Source organism: Methylorubrum sp. B1-46, assembly GCF_021117295.1.
GTDB lineage: Bacteria > Pseudomonadota > Alphaproteobacteria > Rhizobiales > Beijerinckiaceae > Methylobacterium.
Window position 1 is genome coordinate 5,097,790 of record NZ_CP088247.1, and the last position, 13,579, is coordinate 5,111,368.

The 13,579-nt window shown below is 69.0% G+C and carries 15 protein-coding genes; 5 read left to right on the forward strand and 10 right to left on the reverse strand.

The window, feature by feature from the left end:
- Window positions 1-33: 33 nt before the first annotated feature.
- Complete coding sequence (locus LPC10_RS23600; RefSeq protein WP_231344669.1) at window positions 34-1,047, forward strand: adenosine kinase; 1,014 nt, start codon at window positions 34-36, stop codon at window positions 1,045-1,047.
- Between the two features lie 54 nt (window positions 1,048-1,101).
- Here the strand turns inward: LPC10_RS23600 and LPC10_RS23605 are convergent, their stop codons facing one another.
- Both LPC10_RS23605 and LPC10_RS23610 read right to left on the reverse strand, forming a co-directional pair.
- Window positions 1,102-1,524, reverse strand: coding sequence for an FKBP-type peptidyl-prolyl cis-trans isomerase (locus LPC10_RS23605; RefSeq protein ID WP_231344670.1), 423 nt, complete (start codon window positions 1,522-1,524; stop codon window positions 1,102-1,104).
- A 67-nt stretch (window positions 1,525-1,591) separates the two neighbouring features.
- A complete protein-coding gene (locus LPC10_RS23610; protein ID WP_231344671.1) occupies window positions 1,592-2,059 on the reverse strand; it encodes a hypothetical protein in 468 nt (155 codons plus the stop codon).
- A gap of 348 nt (window positions 2,060-2,407) precedes the next feature.
- Between LPC10_RS23610 and LPC10_RS23615 the strand changes: the two genes are divergently transcribed.
- A complete protein-coding gene (locus LPC10_RS23615; RefSeq protein WP_231344672.1) occupies window positions 2,408-3,628 on the forward strand; it encodes a CaiB/BaiF CoA-transferase family protein in 1,221 nt (406 codons plus the stop codon).
- 23 nt (window positions 3,629-3,651) lie between these two features.
- Entirely contained in the window at window positions 3,652-4,467 is an 816-nt protein-coding gene (locus tag LPC10_RS23620) for an enoyl-CoA hydratase (RefSeq protein ID WP_231344673.1), read from the forward strand.
- A gap of 168 nt (window positions 4,468-4,635) precedes the next feature.
- On the opposite strand, the gene LPC10_RS23625 is transcribed toward LPC10_RS23620, so the two are convergent.
- Window positions 4,636-5,313, reverse strand: coding sequence for a GntR family transcriptional regulator (locus LPC10_RS23625; protein WP_231344674.1), 678 nt, complete (start codon window positions 5,311-5,313; stop codon window positions 4,636-4,638).
- Window positions 5,314-5,564: 251 nt separating this feature from the next.
- Here LPC10_RS23625 and LPC10_RS23630 point away from each other — a divergent pair, with 251 nt between their 5' ends.
- Window positions 5,565-6,620 (forward strand): low specificity L-threonine aldolase, encoded by a 1,056-nt coding sequence (locus tag LPC10_RS23630; RefSeq protein WP_231344675.1) that lies wholly within the window; start codon window positions 5,565-5,567, stop codon window positions 6,618-6,620.
- A 286-nt stretch (window positions 6,621-6,906) separates the two neighbouring features.
- On the opposite strand, the gene LPC10_RS23635 is transcribed toward LPC10_RS23630, so the two are convergent.
- The 5 genes from LPC10_RS23635 to LPC10_RS23655 all read right to left on the reverse strand — a co-directional run bounded on the left by LPC10_RS23635 (window position 6,907) and on the right by LPC10_RS23655 (window position 11,266).
- On the reverse strand, window positions 6,907-7,452 hold the full coding sequence (locus tag LPC10_RS23635) for a DUF4142 domain-containing protein (RefSeq protein ID WP_108942480.1): 546 nt from the start codon (window positions 7,450-7,452) through the stop codon (window positions 6,907-6,909).
- Window positions 7,453-7,534: 82 nt separating this feature from the next.
- Window positions 7,535-8,662, reverse strand: coding sequence for a carboxylate-amine ligase (locus LPC10_RS23640; RefSeq protein WP_231344676.1), 1,128 nt, complete (start codon window positions 8,660-8,662; stop codon window positions 7,535-7,537).
- Between the two features lie 67 nt (window positions 8,663-8,729).
- Entirely contained in the window at window positions 8,730-9,101 is a 372-nt protein-coding gene (locus tag LPC10_RS23645) for a hypothetical protein (RefSeq protein WP_231344677.1), read from the reverse strand.
- The gene (locus LPC10_RS23650; RefSeq protein ID WP_231344678.1) at window positions 9,098-10,741 is read right to left on the reverse strand and encodes a S10 family peptidase; all 1,644 of its coding nucleotides are present in this window, start codon (window positions 10,739-10,741) and stop codon (window positions 9,098-9,100) included. Before LPC10_RS23650 ends, LPC10_RS23645 begins: the two co-directional genes overlap by 4 nt.
- A 72-nt stretch (window positions 10,742-10,813) precedes the next feature.
- Window positions 10,814-11,266: a DNA polymerase III subunit chi gene (locus LPC10_RS23655; protein ID WP_231344679.1), complete on the reverse strand. Its 453-nt coding sequence runs from the start codon at window positions 11,264-11,266 to the stop codon at window positions 10,814-10,816.
- Window positions 11,267-11,423: 157 nt separating this feature from the next.
- Here LPC10_RS23655 and LPC10_RS23660 point away from each other — a divergent pair, with 157 nt between their 5' ends.
- Entirely contained in the window at window positions 11,424-11,717 is a 294-nt protein-coding gene (locus LPC10_RS23660) for a hypothetical protein (protein WP_231344680.1), read from the forward strand.
- A 63-nt stretch (window positions 11,718-11,780) separates the two neighbouring features.
- Here the strand turns inward: LPC10_RS23660 and LPC10_RS23665 are convergent, their stop codons facing one another.
- Both LPC10_RS23665 and LPC10_RS23670 read right to left on the reverse strand, forming a co-directional pair.
- Window positions 11,781-12,944, reverse strand: coding sequence for a glutathionylspermidine synthase family protein (locus LPC10_RS23665; protein WP_231344681.1), 1,164 nt, complete (start codon window positions 12,942-12,944; stop codon window positions 11,781-11,783).
- A complete protein-coding gene (locus LPC10_RS23670) occupies window positions 12,944-13,576 on the reverse strand; it encodes a DUF1190 domain-containing protein (RefSeq protein WP_370644609.1) in 633 nt (210 codons plus the stop codon). Before LPC10_RS23670 ends, LPC10_RS23665 begins: the two co-directional genes overlap by 1 nt.
- Window positions 13,577-13,579: the final 3 nt, after the last annotated feature.

Sequence of the window (13,579 nt, forward strand, 5' to 3'; positions counted from 1 at the left end):
CCGGCCATCCTTTTCGCGAGATCGGACGGCCCGATGTCCCAATCCCTCGACCTTCTCGTCCTCGGCAACGCCATCGTCGATGTCATCGCCCATGCCGACGAGGACTTCCTCACCCAGCAGGGCGTGGCGAAGGGCGCGATGCAGCTCATCGACGAGCCGCGGGCCGAGAACCTCTTCGAGGTGATGGGCCCGGCCACCGTCGTCTCCGGCGGTTCGGGTGCCAACACCGCCGTCGGCGCGGCCCTACTCGGCGCGAAGACCGGCTTCGTCGGCAAGGTGCACGAGGACGAACTCGGCCGGCTGTTCAGCCACGACCTGAAGGCAACCGGCGTGCGCTTCGACGTACCGCCGGCGACCGAAGGACCGGCCACCGCCCGCTGCTTCATCCTGGTGACGCCCGACGGCGAGCGCACCATGAACACCTATCTCGGCGCCTGCCAGGGCCTCTCGCCCGACGACGTGGACGAGGCCATCGTGCGCGCGGCCCGCGTCACCTATCTCGAAGGCTATCTGTGGGATCCGCCCGCCGCCAAGGATGCGTTCCGCAAGGCGGTGAAGGTGGCGCATTCGGCCGGCAATGCCGTGGCGCTGACGCTGTCGGACGCCTTCTGCGTCGGCCGCTACCGCGAGGAGTTCCTCGAACTCATCCGCAACGGCAGCATCGACATCCTGTTCGCCAATATCGGCGAGCTGCAGAGCCTCTACCAGACCGATGATCCCGAAGCGGCGGTCGCGGCGTTGCGCGAGGAGCGCGGCGGACAGGGCCACCACCTGCTCGGCCTCGTTACCCGCTCGGCGGACGGCGCGCTCGTGGTACGTGGCGGCGAGGTGCGGGCGGTGGAGGCCTTCCCGGCACGCGAGGTGATCGACACAACGGGAGCGGGCGACCTGTTCGCGGCGGGCTTCCTGGCCGGCTACACCCGCGGAATCGACTACGCGACCTCGGCCCGTCTCGGCGCCCTCGCGGCGGCCGAGGTGATCGAGCATATCGGCGCCCGGCCGCAGCGCGATCTCATGGCGCTGGCGCGTGAGCACAAGCTCATCTGAAGCCGTCGCTGACGAGATCCGGCGCCCGCAGGGGCGCCGGAGGGATTATCGCGATCAGCGCGAGCCGATCAGCTCGACGTCGAAGATCAGCGTCGCGTTCGGCGGGATCACGCCGCCGGCGCCGCGGGCACCGTAGCCCAGCTCCGGCGGGATCGTCAGGATGCGGCGGCCGCCGGCCTTCATCGTGGCGACGCCCTCGTCCCAGCCGCGGATCACCTGGCCGGCGCCGATGGTGAAGGAGAAGGGCTGACCGCGGTCGCGGGAGGAGTCGAACTTCTTGCCGCGCTTGCCGCCGCCCTCGTCGAGCCAGCCGGTATAGTGGACGGTGACCTGCTGGCCGCTCTTCGGCTCGGGTCCGGTGCCGACCACCTCGTCGGTGTAGCTGAGGCCTGAGGGCAGCGTCACGGGCTGGGCGGCGGAAGCGGCACTGGTCATGGCGAGGACGATGGCTCCGGCGATGGGTAGGATCGAGCGCATGATGAATGTCTCGGCGCGTCGTCGCTGACGACGGGGCACGCGGGTTAGCACGCACCCGGCCGCATGGCTAATAGCGGGCGCTCAACGCCGCACGCTCCGCGGCCGGACAGGTGCCGGCCTGCGGGCCGACGACGAGGTCGCCTTGGCGCGGGTTGTTGAGGGCGAGCGGCCCCGTCTCCTTCCGGCCGAGGAAACCGCCGCCGAGCTGGTTCTCGAAGAAGCCGTCGCCGAAGCGGATGTAGCAGCGGTCGATGATCGCCACCGTGTCGTAGCTTGCCCGGTAGGCGGCCTGCTCAGGCAGGGCGCCCGGTCCGCAGGTCAGGGCCACGTCGATGCGGCCGGACTGGTAATAGTTGATTGTCTGCGAGCGGCCCGGCCGCACCGCGACCCACGGGCCGCCGTCGCGGCTGACCAGGGCGACGTAGCCCGACTTGTTGATGATCCGGCGGGCGCAGGACGCGTCCGCGGGTGCGATCCCCGCCGCCGTGACGGCCAAAGCCGCCGCAACTCCGAGTGCCGTGCTCAACCCGCGCATCGATCCCTCCGCTCGCCCGCGCCGGGCTGGAAAAGCACCATCCCGACGGCCACGCTTTCGCGACAACCGGGAGCGGGCCAAGGCGTTCCATCGGCCGCCCCGGATGAACCCGGCTTCTTCCTCACTCGTGAAAATCGCATTCAAAACTGGTTGCCATGGCTTCTTTTAGGCCCATAAAATCAATTCAAAATGCGAGCGGACGCGACCGGGCTCGGCGGCTCGCCGACGCCGTCACGGAGCCGTTCGCGATTCAAGGGAGTTTCGTCCGATGGGCCGATGGCAGGCATCCAATCGACCGTCCGACTCGCTTCCTGCGTGCAGCCCCGTTGCGTGGGTCGGCTGAGCGCCATGACGCAGGCTCGGAAGTCCGGTCCGCTGGCCGGCGTGAAGGTGATCGAACTCGCCCACATCATGGCCGGGCCGGTCTGTGGGCTGATGCTCGGCGACATGGGCGCCGAGGTCATCAAGGTCGAGAAGATCGAGGGCGGCGACGACACCCGCCGCTCGGTCCCTCCGGCCATTGAGGGCGAGAGCGCGGCCTACATGATGATGAACCGCGGCAAGCGCGGCATCGCCCTCGACCTCAAGAGCGCGGAGGGCAAGACGATCCTGCGCCGCCTGCTCACGGACGCGGACGTGCTCATCGAGAACTATCGCGCCGGCACGATGGAGCGCCTCGGCCTCGGCTACGAGATCCTGAGGCAGGAATTTCCGGGATTGGTCTACTGCTCGCTCTCGGGCTTCGGCCGATCGGGTCCTTACGCCGATCGGGCGGGCTTCGATCTCGTGGCGCAGGGCATGAGCGGGCTGATGAGCATTACCGGCGAGGGACCCGGCCGCCCGCCGATGAAGTGCGGGCCGCCGGTCACCGACATCACCGCCGGCATTCTGGCGGCGATGGGCGTGCTCGCCGCCCACGTCCGCAAGCTGAAGACCGGCGAGGGCCAGGTGGTCGATACCTCGTTGTTCGAGGCGGGCATCACCCTCACCTACTGGCAATCGGCCATCGCCATGGCGACCGGCGTCGCGCCGGGGCCCATGGGCTCGGCCCATCCGCTGAACGCCCCCTACGAGGCGTTCGAGACGGCCGACGGCTGGATCACGATCGGCGCGGCCAACCAGACCAACTGGCTGCGCCTGCTCGCGGTGCTCGGCGCTGAAGACCTTGCTGCCGATCCGCGCTTCTCGGCCAATCGCGACCGGATGGAGAACCGCACGGCGCTCGCTGCGGCGCTCGCCCCGCATTTTCGCAATGCATCCTCCGCCGACTGGCTCGCGCGGCTGGAGGCCGGCGGCGTGCCGGCCGGGCCCGTCCTCGACGTGCTCGCCATGCAGGCCGATCCGCAGGCGCTGGCCCGTGAGATGGTGGTGGAGGTCGAGCATACCCGCGCCGGGCGGATGAGCACGCTCGGCCTGCCGGTCGAGTTCTCGGCGACGCCGGGACGGGTGCACGGGCCGGCGCCGCTGCTCGGCGAGCATAGCCGCGCCATCCTGGCGGAAGCCGGCTATGACGCGGCGGCGATCGACGATCTTGTCGCCCGGAATATCGTGCGCGAGACGGCGACCTAAGACGAGATGAAGAGGGATGCCCGATGAACGCTGACGCCAAGACCGACGAATTGCTCTTCGCGGTGGATGCGGCGGGCATCGCCCGCATCACCCTCAACCGGCCGCAGGCGCGCAACGCGCTCACCTTCGCCATGTATCGCGGCCTGGTGGAGCTGTGCGAGCGGATCGAGGTGGACCGCGCGATCAAGGCGGTGATCATCACCGGCGCCGGCGACAAGGCCTTCGCAGCCGGCACCGACATCGCCCAGTTCCGCAGCTTCAGCAGGCTGGAGGACGCGATCGGCTACGAGCGCTTCATGGATCGGGTGCTCGGCGGGTTGGAGCGCCTGCGGGTGCCGACCATTGCGGCGATCGCCGGAGCCTGCACCGGCGGCGGGGCAGCGATCGCCGCCGCCTGCGACCTCCGCATCGCCAGTCGCGACGCCCGCTTCGGCATCCCTATCGCCCGCACCCTCGGCAACTGCCTGTCGCAGAACACCCTGCGGCGTCTGGCGAACCTGATCGGTGCACCGCGGGTGAAGGACATCCTGTTCACCGCCCGGCTCGTCGAGGCGCAGGAGGCCCTCGCCATCGGCCTCGTCAACGAGATCGTGGAGGATGCGGCCGCCGTTGCCGCCCGCGCCGACGCGCTCGCCGCCCTGCTCGCGAGCCACGCGCCCCTCACTCTGCAGGCGACCAAGGAGGGCCTGCGCCGCATCGCCGAGGAGGGCGCGGCGGAGGCTGGGGACGGCGAACAGGCCGGCGACGACCTGATCCTGATGACCTACATGAGCGAGGATTTTCGCGAAGGCATGGAAGCCTTCCTCGGGAAGCGCCCGCCGCACTTCAAGGGGCGGTAACGGGCGCCCCGCCCGTCTTCGCTTGCGCCGAGCCTCGCGACGACCGCGGGTTCGACGCGGCGCCTCATATCAAATCCGGACCCCTTTCGGGATGGCGGATTTGGCCGTCGCTCAAGCGCCGCGCGGGCTGGCTGATCCGCTCCCCGCTTCGATCGAGCGGGAGGCGTGTCAGCTCTCCTCCTCGCCATACATCGCCGCGATCACCGGCTTCTTCGCGCGGATGTGCCGCCGCATCAGCGTGGCCAGACCGTCACCGTCGCGAGCACGCAGCAGCGGGATCATGCTCTCGTGCTCCTCGACCGCCAGCGCCCACTGCGCCTCGGTCTGGTGGGCGCTGTAGCGGGAGCGCTGGATGCGGCCGGTGAGGCCGAGATAGAGGCTGCGCAGCTTGGAATTGCGGCTCGCCACCATGATGGCTTCGTGGATTTCGCGGTTGAGGCGGAAATAGTTCGACTCGTCGCGGGACTGCCACGCCGCCACCATGTCCCGGTGCATCGCCTCGATCGTGTTCAGCTCGTCCTCGGTGATCGAGCGGCAGGCGAGTTCGCAGGCGGTGGCTTCCAGCCCGGCGATGATCTCGATCATCTCCTCGAGTTCGTTGCGCGAGATGCTGGCAACGCGGGCACCGCGGTTGGGAAGCAGCTCCAAAAGACCTTCAGTCGCCAGAATCTTGATCGCCTCGCGGAGCGGCGTGCGTGAGATCCCGAACCGCTCGGTCAACTCGCTTTCGTTGACGCGCGCACGCGGCTCCAGCTCGCCCTCATTGATCAGTTCACGCATCCGGTCCGCGACCTCATCGTGAAGGTAGCGGCGGCTGATCCCGATACTGGGCTCAATTCTATTCATCGAGCTCTCAAAGAATTTTAAATGCGAAAATTCGCGTCGTAATTCCTAGACTTGCTGCTACCGCCTGTCGAGATACGTGACCGTTCCCACCTTCGTGAGCCACGTCGAATGTGCAGTGTTTCCGCGGGGACAATGGGGGCGCCGTGATCGAGCTTGCTTGCGGCCGATTGAATTTTTTATGCATTTAGCGGAACCGAGAAGGCCGGGTGTCGCGGACGATGCGACAGGACCAGACACCGGATGGATGCGCCATGATCGACCTGTTCAGCGACACCCAGACGCGGCCGACGCCGGGCATGCGCGAGGCTATGGCACGGGCGCAGGTTGGCGACGAGCAGTCGAACTCCGATCCGACCACCAATGCCCTGTGCGAGCGGGTGGCCGAGATGCTGGGTCAGGAGGCGGCCGTGTTCATGCCGTCGGGCACGATGTGCAACCTCGCCTCGATCCTCGTCCATTGCCGGGCCGGCGACGAGATCATCGTCGACGACCAGTCCCACATCTACAACACGGAAGCCGCGGGCGCGGCGGCGATCGGCGGCGTGTCGGTGAAGCCGTTGCCGACGCGGGTCGGCCTGTTCTCCCTCGCCCAGGTCGAGGCGGCGATCCGGGTCCCGCAGCGCACGGCGCCGCGCTCACGGCTGGTCTCGATCGAGCAGACGACAAGCTTTTCCGGCGGGACGGTCTGGGACATTGGCGAGATGCGCCTGATCCGAGACTATGCCCAGGCGCGCGGTCTCAAGGCCCATATCGACGGGGCGCGGCTGCTCAACGCGGTGGTGGCCACGGGGCTCTCGGCGGCAGAGTACGCGGCCGGCTTCGACAGCGCCTGGATCGACCTGAGCAAGGGGCTCGGCTGCCCGGTCGGGGCGGTCCTGTGCGGCACGCGGGATTTTATCGAACAGGCGTGGCAGTGGAAGTACCGGCTCGGCGGCGCCATGCGTCAGTCGGGCGTGCTGGCGGCGGCAGGCCTCTACGCGCTGGACCACCACATGACGCAACTCGCCGAGGACAACGCCAATGCCAGCCGGCTGCACCGGCTGATCGCCGATGTGCCGGGCCTCGCGTTCGACCCGACAGCGGGGCAATCCAACATCCTGTGCTTCACGGTGGAGGGCCTGAGCATCACCGCCTCGACCTTCGCGAAGGCCTGCCTTGAGGAAGGCGTGCGGGTGCGCGCGATCGGAACGCACCAGATCCGCGCCACCGCCAATCTCGACGTGGACCGTGCCGGCATCGATCGGGCGGCGGAGGTGATCCGGGCGAAGGCCGCGGCGTTCGCGGCGACGGCCGAAGGACGGATATAGCCCGATTGCGCTGAAGTGCCTGTCTGCGCGCGGTTTAAGGGCGGCACCGCAGCTCCTCATGCTGAGGTGCCGAGCGAGAGCTTGGCCTCGAAGCACGCCTGAACCTTCGATCAAAAGACGCCGATCAGACGGGTGAAGCGTTGCGGCGTGCTTCGAGGCTGCCGGCGCAGCACCTCAGTATGAGCAGCGCTCAGGTTGCCAGGACAATCGGGTCCAACAGCCTCGCACTGGACTGGTCGTGAAAGAGGCGGCGCTCGCCACCGAACGCCGCCCCAAGCCGCAAAACCTACTTCTTGCTGGCGAGGTCCTGCGCCATCTTCAGGTGCTCGTCGAGATGCGGCTTGGTCTTGATGGCGAAGGCTTTCAAGGCCGCATTGTCGCCGCCCTCGGCGTAGCGCTTGTAGAGATCGGTGGCGTTCTTGTGCGCCGTCACCTGATCGTCGTGATATTGCTTGGTGAAATCCTCGCCGCTCAGGCTCTTGAGCTTGTCGAGCTTGCTCTGGTGGCTCGAGTCGAGCGCGGTGGGCAGCGTGAGCTTCATGTCGCCGGTCTGGACCACGGATTTCAGCTCGTCCGAGGTCTTCTTGTGGTCCTCGATCATCTTCTTGGCGAAGGCCTTGGTCTTCTCGTCCGCCTTCTCCAGGGCGAGCTTGCTCGTCTGGTCCTCGAACATGTCGCTGATGACGGCCTGCGTGACGAAGTCCTGCGCCGTCGGGGCGACGCCGATCAGAGAATTCACGCCGGTCTTCTCGCCGACCGATTGGGCATGGGCCGGCATCCCCGCCGCGCCCAGCAGGAGCAGGCAGGCGGCAGCGGTGAGGGGCATTCTCATGGATGTCTCCTAAGGCAGAATCGGACCTGTCGGAGCAACCGGAGCGGGCGGGCGATGTTCCTGGCCGAGCCCGCCAGCGCCATTACGCGTCGCAGTTCGCGGTCTCGCGGGCGAGCCAATCGATGACGCAGGAGAGCGCCTTGCGCTCGCTGCCGCCGGCCGCGAGTGACGCCTCGTAGGCGCGAATCTGTCCGTCGGCGCTGGAGCCGCACTCGGCGATGGTGAGCGCGTGGGCCACTTGCGCGGCGCAGCCCAGGGCCGCGGCGTCTTCCGCGACGAGATCAACCAGGCGCGCAACAAGGTGGCGGACCGGCACCGCCTCCTCCGCGGCCTCGTCGATGAGGGCCGCGTGGACGCCGTCGCGCTGCGCCCGCCACAGGTTCTCCATCACGAAGCCGCGCGAGGCGCCCGTCGGCCCAGCGTTGAGATCGGGCCGGCGGACGCAGAGTCGCACGAGGCAGCGATAGAGCGCGGCGACGGCCAGCGTGTCCTTGAGCCGGGTGCAACTGTCGGCGACCCGCAATTCGAGGGTCGGATAGCGGATCGATGGGCGGATGTGCCACCAGAGATAGGTCGCATCCTCGATCGCACCGGCCCGCGTCATCACCCGCACGTAGCGCTCGAAGTCACCGGCCCCGTCGAAGAGTTCCGGCAGGCCGGTGCGCGGCAATTCCGCGTAGGCGCGCAGGCGGTAGCCGGCCAGCCCCGTGCGGTGGCGCTCGTAGAAGGGCGAAGAGGTCGAGAGCGCGAGCAGCACCGGCAGGAACGGCATCAGCCGGTTGATCAGGGCGACGCGTTCGCTCGGCTCGGGCACCTCGACATGGACGTGCAGGCCGCTGACGATGGAGCGCCGCCCCACCATCTGCAGCGTCTCGATCATCTTGCGATAGCGGACCTTGGCGGTCTCGCGCTGATCGGTCCAGATCGCGGTCGGGTGGGTGCCGGCGGCGAAGACCTTCAGGCCGTGCTCGCGGCCGATGGCGCACAGGCCGGTGCGAAGCTTGGCCAGCGCCTCATGGGTCTCACTGAAGCTCGCCGAGGGCTTGGAGCAGATCTCGGTCTGGCTCTCCAGCATCTCGCGCTCGACGCCCTCCAGCCGGCTTCGGGCCGCCTTGTGGAAGTCCGAGACCGATTCGCGCGGCGCGGCTCGGGTCCGGCTGCTCGCCAGGAACAGCTCCTCCTCGATGCCGAACCGGTATTCGTGTCCCATCGCGCGCCTCGCTTTTCCGGCCAGACCGGTCGGATGGAAGCAAGCGCGGGCCCAATCGGTTCGCGCGTTAACGAACGATACGATCGAGGCGGTTGTTCACGAAGAAATACAGCTCCTTGGCGCCGGGCTCGGTGTAGAGCACCTGCACCTCGCGACCGGACCGGCCCTCGCCGACCAAAACGTCGGTCGGCGGACGGCCCTTGAGCCGGACGAGGTCGCACTCGCCGATGCCGGGCTCGATGGCTGTGGCCGTTCCCGGCACCGGACCGGTGCAGGCGCCGCTCCCATCGAGAACGGGGCCGAGCGCCGCGGCCGGCGCCTTCGGTGGCACGGGCAGCACCGCGCTCGGCGGAGGCGGGGCCTGGATCGGGTCGCGGCGTTCGGCGCTGTTGCAGCCCGCCAGCAACAGGGCGGGCAGAAGTCCCAGAACGATTCTCAAGGCGTCGGTCTCTTCTCCGGCACGGTCCCGCTCGACCCGCTTTCGCCCTTCGCGCTTCCATCGGAGCGCGTCTCCAGCGCCCGAGCGAACAAGTCGGCGGCGTCGGCGTGGAAGGCGTTGCGCGAGTCCGGCCGCGTGTAGAACATGTGGCCGCCGGGATAAACCGAGAGCTTGAGCCGGTCGGCCGAGCCATAGACCGGCATCTGGTCGAGAAGCATCTTCGAGGTGAAGTACGGCGTCACCAGATCGGTGAAGCCGTGGGCGACGAGCACCCGCATCCGCCCGTCGAGCGCCAGGGCGTCCTTCAGGGCGCCCATGGCTTCCGGGGCCGAGCGGCCCGAGCCCCAGGTCCAGCCGCGGTTGACCGCGTTGTTGAGCAGCTCGTAGCGCATGTTCTCGACGCGCCAGTTCAGGCGGCTCTGATAGAGCTGCACCATGGCGGTGGTGAGCGGGGCCTGCAGCGCGTCGAGCACCGGATCTTCGAAGCCCGATTGCGGTGCGGTCGGGTCCGGGTCCCAGCCGGTCACACCGGTATCGTAGGCCGAGAGCACGCGGCCGGCATCGCGGTCGATCTCGCGCTGGTAGCTATGGGTGGTGAGCCGCCCGGCCTGACGCCGTACGGTGTCCGGATCGACCCCGGTCAGCGCCGAGACCTTTTCCGCGAGTCGCGCCACGGCTTCCCGGTCGGCCGGACCCTTGAGGAGGTCGGTGAGGTAGGCGCCCGACGCGTAGGTCTCGGCCTCCTTCATGCGTTCGCGGCTCGGCGTCGTGCCCGCGCGTTCCAACGCTGCGGCGGCAAAGGAGGGGAGCTTGGTGACGAACCCCCAGGGCGTGGTGCGGGCCGGCTGCAGCCAGGAGAAGTCGAGCACGGGGGAGAGCAGCACGAGACCCGACAGGCCGACGCCGACATCCTGCTGGAGCTTCTGCGCGATCAGCGGTCCGCGGAACCCACCGTAGCTCTCGCCGACGAAGAATTTCGGCGAGGCGAGCCGGTCGTTCTGGCGCAGGTATCGGGCAATGGCGGCGGCCAGCACCGAGACGTCCGCATCGACGCTCCAGTACTTCTTGCCGTCGCCGTCCGCCGCCCGACTGTAGCCGGTGCCGACGGGGTCGATGAAGACGAGATCGGTGAAGTCGAGCCAGGTCACCGGGTTCGGCTGGAGCGCGATCGTCTGCGACGGGCTGATCGAGGCGCCGTCGGTCGGGAGGCGCCAGGGGCCGATCGCGCCGATGTTGAGGTAGGCCGAGGCCGCGCCGGGCCCGCCATTGACGCCGAAGGTGATCGGCCGGGCGGCGGCCTCCTCCGGCTTGCCCGCCTTGGCGTAGGCGATGAACGCGATCTCGGACTGGAGCTTGCCCTCCTCGTCCACCAGGGCGAGGCTGCCGGCGGTCGCGGTAAATTTAAGCGGCTGCCCGTTGGGTCCGTCGATGCTGTGCTCGGTGGTGGCATCCGGCGGCAGGCGGCGCCCTTCCGGCGCCTTGCGCGGCTGAGCCTGCCCCTTTGCTTGGCTCTGGCCATCCGCCGGCGGGCCGTGCTGGGCGAGCGCGGGCAACGGCCCCAGCCCGACCGACAGGGACAGCAGGCCAGCGAGGCAGAGCCGGGCCGTTCCGGTCCGGGCAGAGGGGAAGGCTTGCATCATCGGTGTCTCACGATCCTCGGCCGGTTGGTCGTGCGGATTATTTGCGCCTCGCCGCCGGACGACGCGTTGATCTCACGCCTTCTTGCTCCAGCGTCCGCTCTCGTCCTGCTGCCAGTAGGCGACTGCGTGCCCCGCGGCCTTGGCCCCGCGCCACTGCTCGCGGGCATGCAGCAGCGCGTCGGTATCGGTGCCGTCGAACAGGATGCAGATCCGTTGGTAGCTCTCCGCATCCTCGGGCAATGCGGCGCCCTCTACGAGGAAGCGGATCGAGGCGGCGTTGGGGTTGGTCTCGCGCAGAGTCAGCACGACGGGCTGGGTCGCCGCGTCGGTATCGCGGTCCGTGCCGTGGGGTAGGAAGCTCTCGTCGGTGTAGGTCCAGAGGCCGTCGTCGAGCGCCTGAAGCCGCTCCTCGCTCACCGCCTGGATGGCCGCCTGCCAGCCGCGCTCCAGCGACTTCTCGACGAGGCTCGGCAGCACCTTTTCGAGGGGCTGGCGCTGGAGGTGGTAGAACAGGATCTCGGTCACGGCATCACTGCATATAGGGTCGCGCGGCGCTTCGGGAGGGCGGACGCAGCGTCGCGGCGGCTCGCCCGCGAAGCCGCAGGGGAAATCGATCGGCTCTGAACCATACGCCGAGCAGCGTGTTCGTTCTCCGCGAACGAAACCAGGGAAGGAACGAGCCATGCCGATCAAAACCATCGCTCTGGCCGCCGCGCTGACCCTCGCCGTGTCCGGCGGGGCCTTCGCCCAGTCGAGCACCGGCAAGGGCGGGACCGGCGGCACCACGGACAGCGCCAGCCCGATGCGGAACAACACCGGCGACAGCATGCGGCCCACCACCGGTACGGGTGCCGGCTCGACCGGCACCATGGCTCCGGGTGCCACGACGGGCTCGACCACCGGCAAGGCGCCCGGCGGCACCATGGGCGGCGGCGCGGGCAGCGCTGGGGGCGGCAACAGCGCCGCCGGCCGCTGAGCGGCACACCGGCGATGCCGGGAGGGGTCGGAGCCTATCCGGCCCCTCTTTGCAGGACAGCGATCACGCCGGCTCGATCAGGTGCGGCACGAACAGCGCGCCGTCGCCGGTGATCGGACCATCCGATTCGCGGATGCACAGCCCGGCCGGCGCGTCGCCGACGATCCAGGCGCCGATGAGCGGACGGCGGCCATCGAAGCACGGCAGTTCCGCCAAGCCCTGCCGGATCGAGCCCTCCGCGCCGTAGGGGCCGGGCTCGCCCGCGATGCAGGCGCCCTCGGCGGAAAAGATCTCGACATTGGCGCCCTCGCGCGAGAGCAGCGGCTTGCGCGCATGAGCGCCGAGACTCGCGCAGGCGGGATCATCCTCGAAGAAGGCCGGCAGCAGGTTCGGATGGCCCGGCTCGCGGGCCCAGAGATGGGCGAGCAGGCCCTTGTTCGAGAGCACCATCTTCCAGGGCGGCTCGATGAAGCGCGTCGGCGAGGCCGCGACCGCCGCGCCGAACGCATCCTGAAACGCCCATTCCCACGGGTAGAGCTTGAACAGGGCGGCAAACGTCCGCTCGTCCGGCCCGCAGAAGGCGCCGTCGGCGCGCAGGCCGATCTGGGCGAGGTCGAGCAGGATCGTCTCGCAGCCGGCCTGGACGGCGCAGTCCTGAAGATAGCCGGCGGTGCCGAGATCCTCCGGGCCGCTCGTGTCGGCGGCGAAGGCGAACAGGCCGGGCGGCGCGACCTCCGAGAGCTGTGCGATCAGCCGCTCATGGACCGCGTTGAACTGGTCGCTGCCCGGTGGCAGGCGCCCCTCCCTCAGGCCCTGTTCGAGCCAGAGCCACTGGAACACCGCCGTTTCGTAGAGGGCGGTCGGCGTGTCGGCGTTGTATTCGAGAAGCTTGGCCGGTCCGGTCCCGCCGTAGGAGAAGTCGAGGCGCCCGTAGAGGCTCGGATCGCCCCGGCGCCAGCTCGTCCGTACCGTGTCCCAGACCGGCTCGGGAATGGCGAGGGAGGCGAGGATGCGCTCGTCCTCCACCGCGTCCCCGGCGAAGGCGAGGCAGAGGGCGTGCAGCTCGGCGCTCGGCGCCTCGATCGCCGCCTCGATCTCGGTCAGCGTGAAGGCGTAGGCGTGGCTCTCATCCCAGTACGGCGCGCCGTCGATGGTGTGGAAGGCGAAGCCCGCCTCCCGCGCAATCTCCCGCCATCCGGGCCGCTCTCCGCAGGCGATGCGACGCATCAGGTGCCACTGAACGAGGAGACGCTCTTGCCGCTGCCGCCGAAGCCGCCGAACTTGGTCGGTTGCGCCGCGGCCGATTTGAGCGTGGCTGAGGCGGCGTGGCGCCCGCTCCCGGTCGAGACCTTGCCGCCCGATCCGGTGCAGTAAGCGCCGTGATGACCGCCGTGACCCTGGCGATGCTCGTAGACGGGTTCGGGCGTCACCCAGTCGGAGGCGCGGCGTCCGAGCAGGTAGCCGGCCATGCGGGGAACGAATTGCGTCGGCGCATTCGAATCCGGCAGGCAGTGAGATAGGCCGTGGTGCCCCTCGCATTCCGTCAATGAGCCGTAATGCGGCGCGGTTGACGGATAGGCCGCGCGGGCGGTGGCATAGTCGGTACGGCACTCGTCGGCCGGGCGGATGCCGTCGGCGGCGCAGGCCGCCGCATCGACGTAGACGAGGACGTCCCGCGACGGTCCGGTCCGGTCAAGACTGCCCAGGCCGAGCGCGGCAAGGCCTGCACTCGCCACGAGAACCGTGGAAACGGTCTGCGAGCGCTTGCTCACGGCCTTGTCTTGCGGGGCAGCGGCCGGGGACGATTGAGCCGGCCTGCGCCGCCCGAAATTTTCCCGAGCCTCGCGGTCGTCCGCCACGGT

What these genes read in the sequence shown, in the direction of transcription:
- LPC10_RS23600 (WP_231344669.1), top strand. Translation starts at nt 34, where the DNA reads ATGTCCCAATCCCTCGACCTTCTCGTCCTCGGCAACGCCATCGTCGAT.
- LPC10_RS23605 (WP_231344670.1), bottom strand. Translation starts at nt 1,524, where the DNA reads ATGCGCTCGATCCTACCCATCGCCGGAGCCATCGTCCTCGCCATGACC.
- LPC10_RS23610 (WP_231344671.1), bottom strand. Translation starts at nt 2,059, where the DNA reads ATGCGCGGGTTGAGCACGGCACTCGGAGTTGCGGCGGCTTTGGCCGTC.
- LPC10_RS23615 (WP_231344672.1), top strand. Translation starts at nt 2,408, where the DNA reads ATGACGCAGGCTCGGAAGTCCGGTCCGCTGGCCGGCGTGAAGGTGATC.
- LPC10_RS23620 (WP_231344673.1), top strand. Translation starts at nt 3,652, where the DNA reads ATGAACGCTGACGCCAAGACCGACGAATTGCTCTTCGCGGTGGATGCG.
- LPC10_RS23625 (WP_231344674.1), bottom strand. Translation starts at nt 5,313, where the DNA reads ATGAATAGAATTGAGCCCAGTATCGGGATCAGCCGCCGCTACCTTCAC.
- LPC10_RS23630 (WP_231344675.1), top strand. Translation starts at nt 5,565, where the DNA reads ATGATCGACCTGTTCAGCGACACCCAGACGCGGCCGACGCCGGGCATG.
- LPC10_RS23635 (WP_108942480.1), bottom strand. Translation starts at nt 7,452, where the DNA reads ATGAGAATGCCCCTCACCGCTGCCGCCTGCCTGCTCCTGCTGGGCGCG.
- LPC10_RS23640 (WP_231344676.1), bottom strand. Translation starts at nt 8,662, where the DNA reads ATGGGACACGAATACCGGTTCGGCATCGAGGAGGAGCTGTTCCTGGCG.
- LPC10_RS23650 (WP_231344678.1), bottom strand. Translation starts at nt 10,741, where the DNA reads ATGATGCAAGCCTTCCCCTCTGCCCGGACCGGAACGGCCCGGCTCTGC.
- LPC10_RS23660 (WP_231344680.1), top strand. Translation starts at nt 11,424, where the DNA reads ATGCCGATCAAAACCATCGCTCTGGCCGCCGCGCTGACCCTCGCCGTG.
- LPC10_RS23665 (WP_231344681.1), bottom strand. Translation starts at nt 12,944, where the DNA reads ATGCGTCGCATCGCCTGCGGAGAGCGGCCCGGATGGCGGGAGATTGCG.